General features: G+C 65.2%; 18 protein-coding genes. 10 read left to right on the top strand and 8 right to left on the bottom strand.

Annotated features, from left to right (window positions below; genetic code table 11):
• Positions 1-46 precede the first annotated feature (46 nt).
• Together OC450_RS18040 and OC450_RS18035 are read right to left on the bottom strand one after the other, a co-directional pair.
• Positions 47-535 (bottom strand): phage holin family protein, encoded by a 489-nt coding sequence (locus OC450_RS18040; protein ID WP_211384917.1) that lies wholly within the window; start codon positions 533-535, stop codon positions 47-49.
• Positions 536-808: a hypothetical protein gene (locus OC450_RS18035; RefSeq protein ID WP_262048380.1), complete on the bottom strand. Its 273-nt coding sequence runs from the start codon at positions 806-808 to the stop codon at positions 536-538.
• A 175-nt stretch (positions 809-983) separates the two neighbouring features.
• On the opposite strand from OC450_RS18035, the gene OC450_RS18030 reads away from it, so the two are divergent.
• Genes OC450_RS18030 through OC450_RS18020 form a run of 3 tightly spaced genes read left to right on the top strand, consistent with a single transcriptional unit; the run spans position 984 to position 4,000 of the window.
• Positions 984-2,120 carry an ABC transporter permease gene (locus tag OC450_RS18030; protein WP_256808988.1) on the top strand — a complete coding sequence of 379 codons (1,137 nt, stop codon included), beginning with the start codon at positions 984-986 and terminating at the stop codon, positions 2,118-2,120.
• A 2-nt stretch (positions 2,121-2,122) separates the two neighbouring features.
• Positions 2,123-2,890, top strand: a complete 768-nt coding sequence (locus tag OC450_RS18025; RefSeq protein ID WP_256808986.1) for an ABC transporter ATP-binding protein — start codon at positions 2,123-2,125, stop codon at positions 2,888-2,890.
• Positions 2,891-2,896: 6 nt separating this feature from the next.
• Entirely contained in the window at positions 2,897-4,000 is a 1,104-nt protein-coding gene (locus OC450_RS18020) for an ABC-type transport auxiliary lipoprotein family protein (RefSeq protein WP_256808984.1), read from the top strand.
• A 6-nt stretch (positions 4,001-4,006) separates the two neighbouring features.
• On the opposite strand, the gene OC450_RS18015 is transcribed toward OC450_RS18020, so the two are convergent.
• Positions 4,007-4,324: a c-type cytochrome gene (locus OC450_RS18015; RefSeq protein ID WP_256808983.1), complete on the bottom strand. Its 318-nt coding sequence runs from the start codon at positions 4,322-4,324 to the stop codon at positions 4,007-4,009.
• 150 nt (positions 4,325-4,474) lie between these two features.
• Between OC450_RS18015 and OC450_RS18010 the strand changes: the two genes are divergently transcribed.
• From OC450_RS18010 to OC450_RS18000, 3 genes are all read left to right on the top strand, one after another.
• Positions 4,475-5,188 (top strand): helix-turn-helix domain-containing protein, encoded by a 714-nt coding sequence (locus tag OC450_RS18010; protein ID WP_256809027.1) that lies wholly within the window; start codon positions 4,475-4,477, stop codon positions 5,186-5,188.
• A 93-nt stretch (positions 5,189-5,281) separates the two neighbouring features.
• Complete coding sequence (locus OC450_RS18005; RefSeq protein WP_256808982.1) at positions 5,282-5,407, top strand: hypothetical protein; 126 nt, start codon at positions 5,282-5,284, stop codon at positions 5,405-5,407.
• A 278-nt stretch (positions 5,408-5,685) separates the two neighbouring features.
• Positions 5,686-6,414, top strand: a complete 729-nt coding sequence (locus OC450_RS18000) for a Crp/Fnr family transcriptional regulator (protein ID WP_211384923.1) — start codon at positions 5,686-5,688, stop codon at positions 6,412-6,414.
• Here the strand turns inward: OC450_RS18000 and OC450_RS17995 are convergent.
• Positions 6,411-7,187, bottom strand: a complete 777-nt coding sequence (locus tag OC450_RS17995) for a cyclase family protein (RefSeq protein WP_256808981.1) — start codon at positions 7,185-7,187, stop codon at positions 6,411-6,413. The two genes, OC450_RS18000 and OC450_RS17995, sit on opposite strands and share 4 nt — an antisense overlap.
• A 324-nt stretch (positions 7,188-7,511) precedes the next feature.
• Between OC450_RS17995 and OC450_RS17990 the strand changes: the two genes are divergently transcribed.
• The 4 genes from OC450_RS17990 (at position 7,512) to OC450_RS17975 (ending at position 11,219) form a co-directional block, all read left to right on the top strand.
• Positions 7,512-8,483: a TRAP transporter substrate-binding protein gene (locus tag OC450_RS17990; protein ID WP_211384925.1), complete on the top strand. Its 972-nt coding sequence runs from the start codon at positions 7,512-7,514 to the stop codon at positions 8,481-8,483.
• 75 nt (positions 8,484-8,558) lie between these two features.
• Entirely contained in the window at positions 8,559-9,107 is a 549-nt protein-coding gene (locus tag OC450_RS17985; RefSeq protein ID WP_211384926.1) for a TRAP transporter small permease, read from the top strand.
• Entirely contained in the window at positions 9,098-10,390 is a 1,293-nt protein-coding gene (locus OC450_RS17980; RefSeq protein ID WP_211384927.1) for a TRAP transporter large permease, read from the top strand. Before OC450_RS17985 ends, OC450_RS17980 begins: the two co-directional genes overlap by 10 nt.
• Before the next feature lie 22 nt (positions 10,391-10,412).
• Positions 10,413-11,219 (top strand): SDR family NAD(P)-dependent oxidoreductase, encoded by an 807-nt coding sequence (locus tag OC450_RS17975; protein WP_211384928.1) that lies wholly within the window; start codon positions 10,413-10,415, stop codon positions 11,217-11,219.
• A gap of 11 nt (positions 11,220-11,230) precedes the next feature.
• On the opposite strand, the gene OC450_RS17970 is transcribed toward OC450_RS17975, so the two are convergent.
• Genes OC450_RS17970 through OC450_RS17955 form a run of 4 tightly spaced genes read right to left on the bottom strand, consistent with a single transcriptional unit; the run spans position 11,231 to position 15,494 of the window.
• The gene (locus OC450_RS17970; RefSeq protein WP_262048379.1) at positions 11,231-11,929 is read right to left on the bottom strand and encodes a molybdate ABC transporter substrate-binding protein; all 699 of its coding nucleotides are present in this window, start codon (positions 11,927-11,929) and stop codon (positions 11,231-11,233) included.
• The gene (locus OC450_RS17965; protein WP_262048378.1) at positions 11,926-14,055 is read right to left on the bottom strand and encodes a xanthine dehydrogenase family protein molybdopterin-binding subunit; all 2,130 of its coding nucleotides are present in this window, start codon (positions 14,053-14,055) and stop codon (positions 11,926-11,928) included. The genes OC450_RS17970 and OC450_RS17965 overlap by 4 nt, the downstream gene beginning before the upstream one ends.
• Positions 14,052-14,522 (bottom strand): (2Fe-2S)-binding protein, encoded by a 471-nt coding sequence (locus OC450_RS17960; protein ID WP_262048377.1) that lies wholly within the window; start codon positions 14,520-14,522, stop codon positions 14,052-14,054. Before OC450_RS17960 ends, OC450_RS17965 begins: the two co-directional genes overlap by 4 nt.
• Before the next feature lie 15 nt (positions 14,523-14,537).
• Positions 14,538-15,494, bottom strand: coding sequence for a Bug family tripartite tricarboxylate transporter substrate binding protein (locus tag OC450_RS17955; RefSeq protein ID WP_256809025.1), 957 nt, complete (start codon positions 15,492-15,494; stop codon positions 14,538-14,540).
• Positions 15,495-15,723: the final 229 nt, after the last annotated feature.

The raw sequence follows: 15,723 nt of genomic DNA, 5'->3' as shown, positions 1-15,723 counted from the left end.
CAGTGACCCAGAGCGCGATGACGATTTATCCCGATCTCGTCGCGCTTCAGGAACGCGCTTCAGCCGGACTTGCGGCGGCAGAGTCCTTGGCGGTCCTTCGCAAGTTCCTGACGATGATCGCAATCAGCGGCACCAGCACCGGGACCAGCGTGCTGAGCGGATGGTGGACTGCGCCCGACATCTGGGCCTGCAGCGCACGCGCCTCGAGCTGAAGGGCTTCGATGGACGCGCCGTGGATCTCGTTGGCGAGTTCGATGTCACGGCCGGACGGAGGACGGCCGGCAAGAACGAAGAGAATGGCCGCGATGGCAAAATTGGCGGTGCCGAGGATGGCCGCCGCCGCAATCGCACTCCAGATCTGGACCAGCGCAAAATAGGCGGACAGCTCCAGCATCAGAAGCCCGAACGCCGCGATCAGCGCCGCAAAAGCGCGCAGGCCAAGGCCCGTCAGCAGGTGGCGCAGCCGGATGTCGGCGATGATCCTGTCGGTGCGCCAAAGCAGCCGCAGATGTTTGACCACATTCTCGGTATTCACTTAATGTCTCCGCAGCATGAAGCCGACGACCACGCCGAGCGCGAAGGACGAGGCGAGCGACGTGATCGGGCGTTCCGCAATGAGGCCCTGAAGCTGCTCCTGTTCCTCTTCGACGGTCTCGCCGAGCTCGGTGAGCGCAGCCCTGATCTGGTCGGCAAGCGCCTCGGCGCGGTCTTTCGAGCTGTCGAAAATCTCCTCGCCGGTGCTCAGCAGGCGTGTGACGTCAACCTTCAGCGCTTGCAGTTCTTCGCTCATCCTGTTGCTGTCGAACATGGATCGGATATCTCCATTGAATGGAAACAAGACTAGGACCCGCTGACGCGACCGCGCTTGATCTGCGTCAAAACCGGCCGCGGGTGCTGCTCTTGAGAAAGGTCAATCCAGGCGCCACATGCTGGCCTAGAAATGCCGGCTGAATGGGGACCGGTTGTCCCGATGAGGTGGAAGCGTGAATCTCGAACCGCTGTTGCTCGCAACGCCCTCCGGCGATGCGCTGAAATTGCGCCCGGAAGGGCCATGGACCGCAGCGAACGTGGCGACGCTGGAAACGTTGTCCCGGTCGGTCGGGGCGGAGGTCGATCAATCCAGAGCCGTCACGCTGGACATGTCGGGCATCAGCGCGCTCGACACGCTCGGCGCCTGGGTCCTGGAAAAGCTGTCGCGCAGGGCTGCATCAGCCGGCCGACCGGCGGAATTCGTCGGAGTCGCCGATCACTTCAGCGGTCTTCTGGACGAGGTGCGTCAAGTCAACCGCCACACGCCGGTGGCTGCGCCAGCGCCAAATCCGGTGCTGCTGAGACTGAATAATCTCGGCAAGTCCACGGTCGACGCGCGGGAAGACGTCGCGGTCTTCCTTCAAATGCTCGGTGCATTGTCCATGGCCGTGATCGGCGTATTGCGCCGGCCGAAATCGCTGCGACTGACCTCGCTGGTCTACCAGCTTTATCGCGTCGGCTGGCAGGCCATTCCGATCGTCGTACTCATCACGTTCCTGATCGGTGCCATCATCGCCCAGCAGGGGTTCTTCCATTTCCGCAGGTTCGGTGCCGAGTCCTACACCGTCGACATGGTCGGCATTCTGGTGCTGCGCGAGCTCGGCGTGCTGATCGTCGCCATCATGGTGGCCGGCCGTTCGGGGAGCGCCTACACGGCCGAGCTGGGCTCGATGAAGATGCGCGAGGAGATCGACGCCCTCTCGACCATGGGCCTCGATCCCATCCATGTCCTGATACTGCCGCGCGTCGCAGCCCTGGTCATCGCCCTGCCGATCCTCGCCTTCATCGGATCGGTTGCCGCGCTCTATGGCGGCGGCCTGGTCGCGCAGTTCTACGGCGGCATGGCGCCGGCGATCTACATTGCGCGGCTGCATGACGCCATCTCCGTCACCCATTTCGAGGTTGGCATCCTGAAGGCGCCGTTCATGGCGCTGGTGATCGGAATCGTCGCCTGCAGCGAGGGCTTGCGTGTCAAGGGCAGCGCGGAATCGCTCGGGCGGCAGACCACGACCTCGGTGGTGAAGTCGATCTTCCTGGTGATCGTTCTCGACGGCCTGTTCGCGATCTTCTTCGCCTCGATCGGAATGTGACGATGAGCGAACCGCAGGAAGAGTTTGCGATCCGCGTCCGCGACCTCGTGGTCGGATTCGGCCGTCAGACCGTGCTCGATCATCTGTCGCTCGACGTCCGAAGGGGCGAGATTCTCGGGCTCGTGGGTGCGTCCGGTGGCGGCAAGTCGGTGCTGATGCGCACCATCATCGGACTGATCCCGCGCCAGGGCGGGAGCATCGAAGTCGTCGGACGGTCGATCGGCGGGCGCACCGAAGGCGCGGCCACGAGATGGGGCATCCTGTTCCAGCAGGGTGCGCTGTTCTCCTCGCTGACGGTCCGGCAGAACATCCAGTTTCCGTTGCGAGAGAATCTCGTGCTCTCGCAGGAGCTGATGGACGAGATCGCTATCGCCAAGCTCGAAATGGTCGGGCTGCAGGCGCAGGATGCCGACAAATATCCGGCGGAGCTGTCCGGCGGCATGACCAAGCGCGTCGCGCTGGCGCGCGCGCTCGCGCTCGATCCGCCGATTCTTTTCCTGGACGAGCCGACCTCGGGCCTCGATCCGATCGCCGCCGGCGATTTCGACACGCTGATCGGGACATTGCAAAAGACCCTCGGTCTCACCGTGTTCATGGTCACCCATGATCTTGCGAGCCTGACCACGGTCTGCGACCGCGTCGCGGCGCTCGCCGACGGCAAGATCGTCGCGATCGGCCCGATGCACGAACTGCTGCAATCCGAGCATCCCTGGGTGCGCGCCTATTTCCACGGCAAGCGCTCGCAGATGCTGCAACACCAGATGAGATGAGAAGACATGGAAACCCGCGCTCCCTACGTGCTGATCGGCAGCTTCGTGCTGGCCGCGATTGTCGCGGTGTTCGGCTTCGTCTATTGGCTGAACAACACCGGCGGCATCGGGCCGCGCACGAATTACCACGTGCAATTCCAGGGCTCGGTGCCGGGCCTGCTGGTCGGTGCCGGCGTACTGTTCAACGGCATTCGCGTCGGCGAGGTGACGCAGCTTGGCCTAGCGCCCGACAATCCGCGCTTCGTCAACGCGACGATCTCGGTGGCCGCGACGACGCCGGTGCGCACCGACACCAAGGTCGGGCTCGATTTCCAGGGGCTGACCGGCGTGCCGGTGGTGACGCTGGAAGGCGGCGTGATTGTCGCCAAATCCGGCGAGCCCCTGACCTTGGTCGCCGAGGCCGGCGCGGGACAGAGCATGACGCAGGCCGCGCGCGATGCGCTGCGGCGGGTCGATTCCGTGCTGGAGGACAATTCCGGCCCGCTGAAGGACACCATCGCCAATCTCAAGACCTTCTCCGAGGGGCTCGCGCGCAACACCGGCAAGGTCGACGGCATCCTGGCGGGGCTCGAGAAGATGACCGGCGGCGGAACGCCGGCACAGAAGGTCACCTATGACCTGCGCACACCGCAAAACCTCGGACCGGCCGACAAGACGCTCGCGGCGTCGCTTTCCATTCCCGAGCCGACCGCGGTCGCCATGCTCCAGACCCAGCGCATGCTGTTCGCGCCTGGCGGCGACAATCCGGGCTTTGCCGATTTCCTCTGGGCCGACAGCATTCCCAAGCTGGTGCAGGCGCGGCTGATCGACAGCTTCGAGAATTACGACATCGCCCATGCACCATTGCGGGCATCCGATCTCGGTCAGGCGGACTACCAGCTCCTGGTCGATATCAGGCGGTTCCGAATTGCGACGGAAGGCGAGGCCCGGGTGGAGATCGGCCTGTCGGCGCGGATCGTCGACAAGAACGGCAAGGTGGTCGCCTCGCGCCTTGTCGAGACCAGCGAGAAGCTCGACAAGGTCGAGCCGGTCGCGGCAGTCGCAGCGTTCGACAGGGCCTTCGCGCGCATCGCCAAGGAGCTGATCGGCTGGACCGTGCAGGCGGTGTGATGCCGGCTATTCCAGCGTCTTCAGATAGGTCAGGAGATCGTGGATCTGGTCCGGACTGAGCACGAAGGCCGGCATGTCGGCGTGGCCGGTGGAGATGCCTTCGGCCAGCGCCTCACCAAGGTTCTCGATTGGATAGCGCCGGTGCAGGATGCGCAGCGGAGGAGCGATCTTGAGCGGACTTGCGGAAACGCGGTCGATCGCATGGCAGCGCGCGCAATTGGCCCGCGCGAAGGCCTTGCCGCGTTGTTCGGCGGCCGGATCGGCGAATGCAGGTCCAATCAGAAGTAGTCCGATCAGGCCGTGACGCAGCGCGCTTTGCAGCATGGAAAGTGACCCCGGTAGAACCCTGGAGGCAGATTAAGACGGGGATGTCCGCCAAAATTGATCTGGGTCAATCGGCTTTCGTGCGGTGCAGTAAAATGGCCAGCGCGGTGGACGCTGCCTACGGAAGGCAGCCGGCGCTTGGAGCGATGGATGAAGCCTTCCCTGGTCACGATTGGGCCGAACGGGCATTTCTGCAGCGATTGCGCCGTCCGCGAATCGGCGGTGTGTTCGTCGTTGGATGCGGTTGAGCTCAGGGAATTCGAGCATCTCGGACGCCGGGTCCGTTTGGGCTCGGGCGAAACCGTGTTCTCCGAGGAGGACATCTCCACCTCGTTCTACAATCTGCTCGAGGGCGTCATGCGGCTGTACAAGCTGCTGCCCGACGGCCGGCGCCAGATCGTGGGCTTTGCCTTGCCTGGCGATTTCCTGGGCATGAACGTTTCCGGCCGGCACAATTTCTCGGCCGATGCGATCGGCGCGGTAACCGTGTGCCAGTTCGCGAAGACTCCCTTCGGCCGCTTCATCGAGGACCGGGCGCATCTGCTCAGGCGGATCAACGAGCTGGCCATTCGTGAGCTGGACCATGCGCGCGACCACATGGTCCTGCTCGGCCGCCGTTCGGCGGACGAGAAGGTCGCGGCCTTTCTGCTCGGCTGGCGCGAACGGTCGTTCGTGCTCAAGGGGCGGTCCGACACGGTGCCGCTTCCAATGAGCCGCCAGGACATCGCCGACTATCTCGGCCTGACGATCGAAACCGTCAGTCGCACCTTCACCAAGCTGGAGCGTCACGGCGTGATCGAGATCATTCACGGCGGGATCCGCCTGCTCGATCCCGCCCGTGTCGAGGCGCTGGCTGCAGCCTGACGACTTCCCCAACACGCTCCCGGATTTTTGATCCCGATCAATGACGCCGGCCGTCTGTCGCCGATAATGCGCCAAACAACCCGGGAGGACATCATGCCTGCTGACGCAATGCTGGTGACTATAGCCGTCGTGGCGATCTTCGTTGCGTTCGCGGCAGCTCTGGCCTGGGCAGACCGACAAACCAGTGCAGGCGGGTTCGACCCGGATTCCAGGCGCTAAGGCTCGGAGATCATGGCCCGTCCAGCCGGCGAGCCGCCGACGCTCGACCGGCGAGCTTTTGGCCGTTGCGCAGCGCCTCAACGCAATCGCAGACTCCCATCTGCAACTCTGCATCGATCAAAATTCGCCGCGCATCCTTCGGATGCGGCCTTCGGCCCCGGCCAAGGGCGTTTTTGCGGCATTTGCCTAAAACGGCGCGCGTGCTTTCCGGTTGAAATGCCGGGCAACGTTGACTACGCAGGACCTCCAGTGCCTCGCAGTCTTAGGAGCCCCCCGGCGTGCCTCAGGACAAGACCGGCGACCCGCGACAGTCGGCGGGCAACAAACTATCGGTCCTGCGCAAGCATCCGATCTTCGCGGATCTGGAGCCGGAAGCGCTCGATCAGCTCTGCCGCTACGCCAAGCACACCACGGTGAAGCGCGGCGCGACGATCGCCGCCAAGGGCGATCCCGGCAACAACCTGTTCGCAGTGATCACGGGCACGGTGAAGATTTCGTCTTCGTCGCCGGACGGGCGAAACGCCATTCTCAATCTGATCGGTCCCGGAGAAATCTTCGGCGAGATCGCGGTGCTCGACGGCGCACCCAGGTCGGCCGATGCGACCGCGAACACCAATTGCGAGCTCTACATCATCGATCGCCGGGACTTCCTGCCGTTCGTGAAGAGCCAGCCGGCGCTCGCGATGAAATTCATCGAGCTGCTCTGCGCGCGCCTGCGCTGGACCAGCCAGCAGGTCGAGCAGGTGATCCTGCAAAATCTGCCGGGCCGGCTTGCGAGCGCGCTGCTCGGTCTCACCGAAGAGCGCAAGTTCGACTCCGGCAGCGGCACTCTCGCCATCACGCAGCAGGAGATCAGCGAGATGGTGGGGATGACGCGCGAGAGCATCAACAAGCAATTGCGCGCCTGGGCAGGGCGCAACTGGGTTCGCCTCGAGCACGGCGCCATCGTCGTGCTCGACATCGATGCCCTGCGCGAACTCGCCGAAAGCGGCCTCGACGGCAACTAGCCGTCGATGATCGCAACCGCGCGGGTCCAGCCCGCGGAGGCTCGCTCGATCTTCACAGGAAAGCATGAGACCGTGAACCCGGTCGACGGCAGCTGGTCGAGATTGTGCAGCTTCTCGAGATGGCAATAACCGATGTGCCGTCCCGCCTTGTGGCCTTCCCAGATCAGGCCGGCATCTTTCGTCTCGGCATATTTCTTCGCGGTGTAGACGAACGGCGCGTCCCAGCTCCAGCCGTCGGTGCCGGTCAGCCGCACGCCGCGTTCGAGCAGGTACATGGTGGCCTCATAGCCCATGCCGCAACCGGAGTTGACGTAATCGGCGCGGCCGAACCTGGCGCCGGCGCTGGTGTTGACCACGACGATCTCGTGCGGCGACAGCGTGTGCCCGATCCGCTTCAGCTCCGTCTCGACGTCGTCGGCGCTCGCAACGTAGCCGTCGGGCAGATGCCGGAAGTCGAGCTTCACGCCGGGCTGAAAGCACCATTCCAGCGGCACCTCGTCGATCGTCCATGACCGCTCGCCGCGGTTCATGGTCGGATGGAAATGCCAGGGCGCATCCAGATGCGTGCCGTTGTGGGTGGACAGCGAGACCTGCTCGACGGCCCAGCCCTGGCCGTCCGGCAGGTCCTGCGCCTGGAGGCCTTCGAAGAACTGCAGCATCCGCGGCAGGCCCTGCTGGTGATCGATGTACTGGATCGTCGGGTGATTGCCCGGCGGATCGGCCGTCACGTCGTTCCTCAGCGGCACGGAAATATCGATCAGTCTCCGCGACATGGCATTCCCTCGAGACCTTCCGCTTTGTTTCGCGGCATCTTGGCGGGGCTGGACCGGCGCCGTCAAGCGATCCCCAGGGGCGCGTCGCGCGGCAGACAGTCCGGATGGTTTCGGAAAAACGGACCATTCACAGGTCGCCCCGCCAAAGCCGGTTTGATCCATCGATGCAACTCTGGCATTGATCGATGCCGGATTTGGCTTGGACTCAGAATGCCGCGCGCCCTAGGGACGACAATGGCGCTTGACTTCACACCGGAAGTGGAGCGACCCAAGGCGGCCCGCAGCATCTGCCCAACGACATAATCAACTCAGGAGGAAGCCCACATGAAGATACTCACCGGCATCATCGCGGCCGCTCTGCTCGCGGTCTCGGCCCCCTTGGCGACCGCACGCGATTTCCGCTCCGCCGACGTCCACCCCGCCGACTATCCGACCGTCGAGGCCGTCAAGTTCATGGGCAAGCAGCTCGCAGCGGCGAGCGGCGGCAAGCTCGGCGTGAAGGTGTATCCCAATGGCGCCCTGGGCTCCGAGAAGGACACCATCGAGCAGCTCAAGATCGGCGCACTCGACATGATGCGGATCAACGCATCCCCGCTCAACAACTTCGTGCCGGAAACCATTGCGTTGTGCCTGCCCTTCGTCTTCCGGGATACGCAGCACATGCGTACTGTCCTTGACGGGCCGATCGGCGACGAGATTCTGGCGGCGATGGCGCCCGCGGGATTGATCGGTCTGGCCTATTACGACAGCGGCGCCCGGTCCATTTACACCGTCAAGGCGCCGGTCAAGTCGCTGGCGGACCTCAAGGGCCTCAAGATCCGCGTCCAGCAATCCGACCTGTGGGTCGGCATGATCCAGAGCCTCGGGGCCAACCCGACGCCGATGCCGTACGGCGAGGTCTATACTGCCCTCAAGACCGGTCTGGTTGATGCTGCCGAGAACAACTGGCCCTCTTACGAATCCTCGCGCCATTTCGAGGCAGCCAAGTTCTACAATGTCACCGAGCACTCCCTGGCGCCCGAAGTTCTCGTGATGTCCAAGACGGTCTGGGACACGCTGAGCAAGGAAGACCAGGCGATGGTCCGCAAGGCGGCCAAGGAATCGGTTCCCGTCATGCGCAAGCTCTGGGACGAGCGTGAGCAGGCCTCCCGCAAGACCGTCGAGGCCGCCGGCGTTCAGGTCGTCACGATCGCCAACAAGCAGGAATTCGTCGATGCGATGAAGCCGGTCTACGACAAGTTCGCCGGTGACGAGAAGCTGAAGGGTCTCGTCAAGCGCATCCAGGACACCAAGTAGGACCGCAAGCGTCGGGTCCGGCGTCGCCGCGAGGCGATACCGGACCCTCGCAAGGAGACGCGCAAGGAGACCTGGATGACCGACCCACACGTCGCAAGCCACGAGCAGGACGTGGCCGGACGCCCGTCCACCGGCCTGCTGTCGCGGATCAATGCTCCCGTTGCTCGCGCAGGCATGTATCTGTCCGTGACCGGCCTGCTCGTCATCGTCACCATCGTGTTCTACCAGGTGTTCGGACGCTACGTGCTCAATTCCAGCCCGACATGGACGGAGAACCTTGCGCTGGTCCTGATCCTGTATGTCACGCTGATCGGCGCCGCCGTCGGCGTGCGCGATGCCGGTCACATCGGAATGGACAGTCTGCTGGTGATGCTTCCGGATCATGTGCGGGAGAAGATCGAGTTCGTGATCCATGTTCTGGTGGCCGTGTTCGGCATTGCGATGGCCTACAACGGCTGGATCCTCGGGGCCTCGGTCGGAACCGTGAAGATCCCCAATCTCGGCCTGCCTGAAGTCATCCGTTACGTTCCGCTGATCGCCTCCGGCGTCCTGATCGTCTCCTTTTCAATCGAGCACATCATCGCTCTCCTGCGCGGCGAAGAGGTCGTCCCCTCATGGAACTGATCATCCTCGGCGCCTCGTTCTTCGGCTTCCTGGTCATCGGCGTACCTGTCGCCTTCGCGATCGGCCTCTCGGCGATCTGCACCATCCTCTACGAAGGCCTGCCTGTCGCCGTCATCTTCCAGCAGATGATGTCGGGAATGAACATCTTCTCGTTCCTCGCCATCCCGTTCTTCGTCTTCAGCGGTGAGCTGATGCTGCATGGCGGCGTCGCCGACAAGATCGTGCTACTCGCCAAGAATCTCGTCGGGCACATCCGCGGCGGGCTCGGCATGTCGAACGTGGTCGCCTGCACGCTGTTCGGCGGCGTCTCCGGCTCGCCCGTGGCCGACGTGTCGGCGATGGGCGCGGTGATGATCCCGATGATGAAGAAGGAAGGTTTCGACACCGACTACGCCGTCAACGTCACCACCCATGCCTCGCTGGTCGGAGCCTTGATGCCGACCAGCCACAACATGATCATCTATGCGCTCGCCGCCGGCGGCAAGGTCTCGATCGGCGCGCTGATCGCGGCCGGCCTCCTGCCGGCGCTCGTGCTGATGGTGTGCATGCTGGTCGCCGCCTACGCGGTCGCGGTGAAGCGAGGCTATCCGGCCGGCAAGTTCCCGGGCTGGGCCGAGGTGTTCCGATCGTTCGCGGCCGCGCTGCCCGGTCTTTTGATCGTCGGCATCATCCTGACGGGCATCCTCTCCGGCGTCTTTACGGCAACCGAATCCGCAGCCGTCGCGGTCACCTACACGATCCTGCTGACCTTCTTCATCTACCGCACAATGACCCTGCCGAACTTCCTGCGGGCCGCCGCGAAGGCCGTGAAGACGACGGGCGTGGTGCTGTTGCTGATCGGCGTCTCCACCATGTTCCAGTACCTGATGGGGTTGTACGAGGTGGCCGACCTCGCTGGCGAGATGATGAGCAAGGTCTCCTCGCAGCCCTGGATCATCTTCCTGCTCATCAACGTCATCCTGTTCCTGCTCGGCACGTTCATGGACATGGCGGCGACCATCCTGATCTGCACGCCGATTTTCCTGCCGATCGCGATGAAGGCGGGCATGGACCCGGTGCAGTTCGGCATGCTGATGCTGATCAACTGCGCTTTGGGGCTGAACACCCCGCCGGTCGGAACGACGCAGTTCGTCGGCTGCGCCATCGGCGGCATCTCGGTGGGCGCGGTGATGCGCACCATCCTGCCGTTCTACGCCGCCCTGATCGCAGCTCTGATGTTCGTGACGTACGTCCCCGCCTTCTCGCTGTGGCTGCCCCGCCTGCTGATGGGCTACAAGGGATAGCAGCAACAGGGAGAATTCGTTCGTGACTGACTATCGCAAGCTCTTCGACCTCACCGGCAAGTCGGCCGTGGTGCTAGGTGCCGCCTCGGGCATCGGCAAATCGTCGGCCGAGGCGCTGGCCGGGCTCGGTGCCCGCGTTGTTTGCGCCGATCGCGCCCTTGACGCGGCGGAGGCGACCGCCGCCGGCATTCGTGAGAAGGGCGGCTGGGCCGAGGCCGCTGCGTGCGACGCCGCGAGCGCCACGGAGGTCAATGCGCTGGCCAGGACCGTGATGCAGAAATTCTCGCGGCTCGACATCGCCGTGACGACGCCGGGGCTCAACATCCGCAAGACCATTCTCGACTACACCGAGGAGGATCTCGACCGCGTGCTCAACCTCAACGTCAAGGGCACGGTCTGGTTCTTCCAGGCCTTCGGCCGCATCATGGTCGAGCAGAAGGGCGGCAGCATCATCGCCTGCTCCTCGGTGCGCGCCGTGACCATCGAGCCGGGCCTGGGCGTCTACGGTTCGACCAAGGCGGCGATCGGCCTGCTGGTGAAGGGCTTCGCCTCCGAGGTCGGCCACGCCGGCGTGCGCGTGAATGCGATCGCGCCGAGCATTGCCGAGACCGCGCTGACCGGTCCGTTCAAGCAGCGTCCCGACATCTACAATCTCTACGCCGGCCACACCGTGTTCAACCGCTGGAGCAGCGCCGACGAGGTCGCCACCGCGGTGGCTTATCTCGCTTCGGATGCCGCAAGCTATGTCAGCGGCAGCACACTGTTCGTCGATGGCGGCTGGACCGCGGTCGACGGTCCGCCGACCGGCCTGACCCAGTTGCACAAATAAGGACTCGGCATCTAGCCGGTGAAGCCTGCGCGCTGGCGTTGCTCCTTCCGGTCTGCGCCTGTCAGCAGCGCGATCAGCGCGGCGGCCTCTTGCGGATGCGCGGCCCGTGTGGTCACGCCGGCCGTGTACATCGTCACGAGTTCGCAGCCCGGCGGCAGCGACCCCGACAGCGCGATGCCCTCGGTCGCGATGATCTCGGTCGCCTGCGTGCAGCCGATCGGACGCATCGCGGCGGACGCCGCAAGCTCGCGCATCGCGGTCGCGCCGTTCGGAAAGATCTTGAGGCGCGAGGCGACCTCATAGGCGATGCCGAGCCTATCCAGCACCTTTGCGACGTGCTGTCCCGCGGTCGAGGCCTTTGTGTCCGGGACGTAGATCGCGTCGGCGCCGCGCAACACCTCGCGCAAATCGCTCCCGGTCTTCGCGTTCACCTTGGGATCGCGGCTGCGGACCGCAAGTGCGGTCTCGACCCTGCCGACATCCGCGATCGAAGAGGGGCTGACGAGCTTCTCCTCGGCGAGCTTTGCGAGCAGCGCCTGCGTCAGGATCACGAGATCGGCCGGCGTTGCCGCGCGCAGCTTGTCCGCCATCACGCCGACCGCGCCGAACTCGCCGTCGACGCCGAAGCCGGTCTGTGCCTTGAAGGCCTCCGCGAGGCCGCGCACCAGCCCTTGCGCCGCGCCTCCGCTCAGGATGTTCACTGTCGTCACGATGCGAGCTCCATGGCTGCGATGATCCTGTCGCGGGTGATCGGCAGGTCGCGTACGCGCACACCGAGGCAATCGGCGACGGCGTTCGCGATCGCCGCGGTGACCGGGCCGTGGGCGGCTTCGCCGGCGCCGACGGGCTCGATCTCCGGCCGCTGGATGACCTCGACATCCACGGCCGGCACTTCGCTGAAGGTCAGGATCGGATAGTCCGGCCAGGACGTCGATGTGATGCGCGTCCGGTCGAAGCGGACGCGCTCCTTCAGCACCCAGCTCGTCGCCTGGATCGCGCCGCCCTCGATCTGGTTGACGACGCCGTCCGGATTGATGGCCTCGCCGACATCGACCGCAAGCGTCAGCCGATTGACGCGGATGTCGCCTGCGCCCTCGACCTCGGCAATTGCGGCGCAATAGGCGCCGGTGTTCTTGTAGCGGGCGAAGCCGACGCCGTGACCGATTCCGGTTCGCTTCTGCGGCTTCCACGCGGCACGTCGCGCCGCGGTCCGGATAACGTCCTTTGCTCTTTCGTCGCGCAGATGGCGCAGGCGGAACGCGATCGGGTCCTCGCCGCGCAGGGCGGCGATCTCGTCGAGCAGGGACTCGATGGCGAACACATTGCCTTGCGCGCCGAGTGTCCGCAGCGCCGACGTGCGCACCGGCATGGTCAGAAGCCGATGGCTCGTGATCGTCCACGCCGGGAGCTCGTAGAGCGGAACGGAATTGCGGTCTCCGCCGCCGCCGTTGGCGGCGGCCGGATTCGTCGAGATCATGCGCGGGTAGGGAGGCGCAATCTCGGTTGCGGCAAGCAGCGCAGGCTGGGCAGCACGCCCGGGCCGCGCCGCGTGGCCGTTGCTCCAGATCGCATGGCGCCAGCCGACGATCTCGTTGCCCGCGTCGAGGTCGGCCTCGATCTCGATGGCCATGGCCGCGCCGAACGGCGCGTGGGACATCTCGTCATGGCGCGACCACTGCACCCGGACCGGACGGCCGCCCGCGACTTTCGCCAGCAGCACGGCATCGAGCGCGACGTCATCGGCCGCGTTGTGCCCGTAACAGCCGGCGCCTTCCATGTGCTCGACGACGATGCTCTCGGCAGGCAGCTTGAGCACGATCGCCAGATCGGCGCGCAGCAAATAGACACCCTGGCTGTGGGTCCAGACATGGACGCGATTCCCGTCCCAGCGCGCCATCGCGCAGGACGGCGCGATCGAGCCATGTGCGATGTAGGGGCGGGGGTATTGTCGGCGGAGGGTGCGGACGTGTTCGGTCGCCGCCGCCGCCCTGGTGTCGATGACGGTCGTCTCGACCGGCTGGCTCTTCAGGAATCCCGCCAGGTCGTCTTCATCCGGCAATGGCTCGCCGGCCGACCAGGTCGCGCCCTTGCGCAGGGCTTTCAGCGCGGCTTCCGCCGCCGGCTCGCTGTCGGCGACCACGCCGGCAAAGCCGCCGTCGCGAGCAACGGCGATGAGGCCGGGGACGGCGCGCACAGCCGCTTCGTCGAGCGCGAGCAGTCTGGCGCCCGAGACGTCCGGCCGCAGCACGCGTCCGTGCAGTTGGTCCGGCAGCGCGCGGTCATGGATGAAGCGCGGCCGCGCGAACACCTTGTCGGGAATGTCGACACGCTGGACCGAATGTCCGGCGACGGTGCGCTTGGCGACGGTCTTCGCCACGGCGCCTGTGATGGCGTCGTGGTCGAGCGAGACGTCGCCGGCCAGCTCCCAATAGCTGGTCCTGACATTGCCGGGGCCCGAGATCGTGCCGTCATCGATACCAAGCAGCGGTGCATCGACGCCGAGACGTTCCGATGCAGCAGTGAGGAAGCGCTGGCGCACCTCGGCGCAGGCGTGGCGCAGGGCGCGGCCGGATTGCTGGACGGAGAGGCTGCCGGAGGTGACGCCCTCGTTCGGACTGGTCGCCGTCGAGGCGCGGATCATCTCGACCCGGGAGATATCGACGTCGAGCTCGTCCGCGGCGATCTGCGCCAGCGCCGTGACGATGCCCTGGCCGATCTCGACCTTGCCGGGCGAGATGGCGACACGGCCTTCGCCGGTGAACCGCACCCAGGACGACAGTCTTGGATTGGCGGCAAGGCTGACCGGTAGTTTCGGGGCAGGGGACGGCGCACTCATGACGTCGCCATCTCCGAGGCCGCGCGCAGCACGGCGCGGACCATGCGGTTGTGCGATCCGCAGCGGCAAAGATTACGGTCCAGCGCCGCCTTGACCTCGGCCTCCGTCGGCGACGGACTGCGCTTCAGCAGCGCTGCCGCACTGATCAGGATCCCCGAGACGCAATAGCCGCATTGCATCGCCTGTTCGGTGATGAAGGCGCGTTGCAGCGGAAGCGGTTGCCCCGCCGTGCCGAGGCCTTCGACCGTGACGACATCCTTGTCCGCGACCGACCACATCGGCATGTCGCAGGAGGCCATCGCGTGGCCTCCGACCATGACGTAACAGGCGCCGCATTCACCGGCCCCGCAGCCGAAATGCGCGCCTGTGATGCCGAGCCGGCCGCGCAGCACGTCGAGCAGCGTCAGATCCGGATCGCCATCCACGGACGTGGCCGTGCCGTTGAGCTGGAATTGAATCGTGGGCATTGTCGGTCCGCGATCTCAGGACTTGTCGAACTTCTTGACGACGTCGGCCCATTTCTCGATATCGCCGCGCAGGAACTTGTCGAACTCCGTCGGCGTCATCGACATGGGCACGGCACCCTGCTCAGTCCATAGCTTGACGATGTCGGGCCGCTTCACCATTGCGTTCACGGCAGCGTTCAGCTTGTCGATGATTGGCTTCGGCGTGCCGGTCGGTGCCATCAGGCCAAGCCAGATCGTCGCCTCGTAGCCGGGTACGCCGCCCTCGATCGCGGTCGGCACGCTTTGCAGTACCGCAGAGCGCTGCTTGCCGGTGGTGGCGAGGGCGCGGACCTGGTTCTCGGCGATGTTCGGCGCCATCGCCGGCACCGCGTCGATCATCATCTGCACCTGCCCGCCGATCACGCCGCTGCGCGCCTCGCCGCTGTTGCGGTAGGGCACGTGGACCAGGTTGATGCCCGCCATCGCTTTGAACAGCTCGCCGGCCATGTGATAGGGCGTGCCCTGGCCGGAGGAGGCGTAGTTCAGCTTGCCCGGCTGCGCCTTGGCGAGCGCGATGAACTCCTGCAGCGTCTTCGCCGGAACCTGCGGGTTCACCACGATGACGAGATCGGAATAGTTCACCGGCGCGATCGGTGCGAGGTCGCGCATCAGCTCGTATTTGCGTTGGTTCGGCGTCAGCAGCGATTCGTTCGCGGTCTGGGTGTTGGACATCATGAGCAGCGTGTAGCCGTCGGCCGGCGACTTCGCCGCTTCGACCGTGCCGATGACCCCGCCCGCGCCGGTGCGGTTCTCGATCACGAAGGGCTGGCCAAAGCTCTCCTGGAGCACGTTGCCGATCAGCCGGGCGGCGACATCGGCCGGCCCGCCGGCGCCGAAGGGCACGACGATCCGCACCGCGTGGGTGGGATAGTCCTGTGCCAGGGACGGAGCTGCGGGAAATGTGGTGAGCAGACCGGCGGCCAGCGCCAGCATGAGTTGTCGGGCCGTCACACCCACCTCCCTGATATCGTTCTTGTTGGCCGGCACTGTAGCGGCAGGGGATGCGGACTGTCGACGCCTCACTTGGCCGATCGTGCCGGGAATATCGGGCCGGTTTCGGTGTGACCGGGCCGTATTTCGCGGCCGCGGCAGGAACCCGCGTCGCATGTGGTTTGAGCAAATCGCATGGGCATTGCCGGATAAATGCCCTCGGCGGACCGGT

Source organism: Bradyrhizobium sp. Bra78 (genome assembly GCF_024519855.1).
GTDB lineage: Bacteria > Pseudomonadota > Alphaproteobacteria > Rhizobiales > Xanthobacteraceae > Bradyrhizobium > Bradyrhizobium japonicum_G.
The sequence above is the reverse complement of the archived record's forward strand: the minus strand, read 5'-3'. Positions and strand labels throughout refer to the sequence as shown.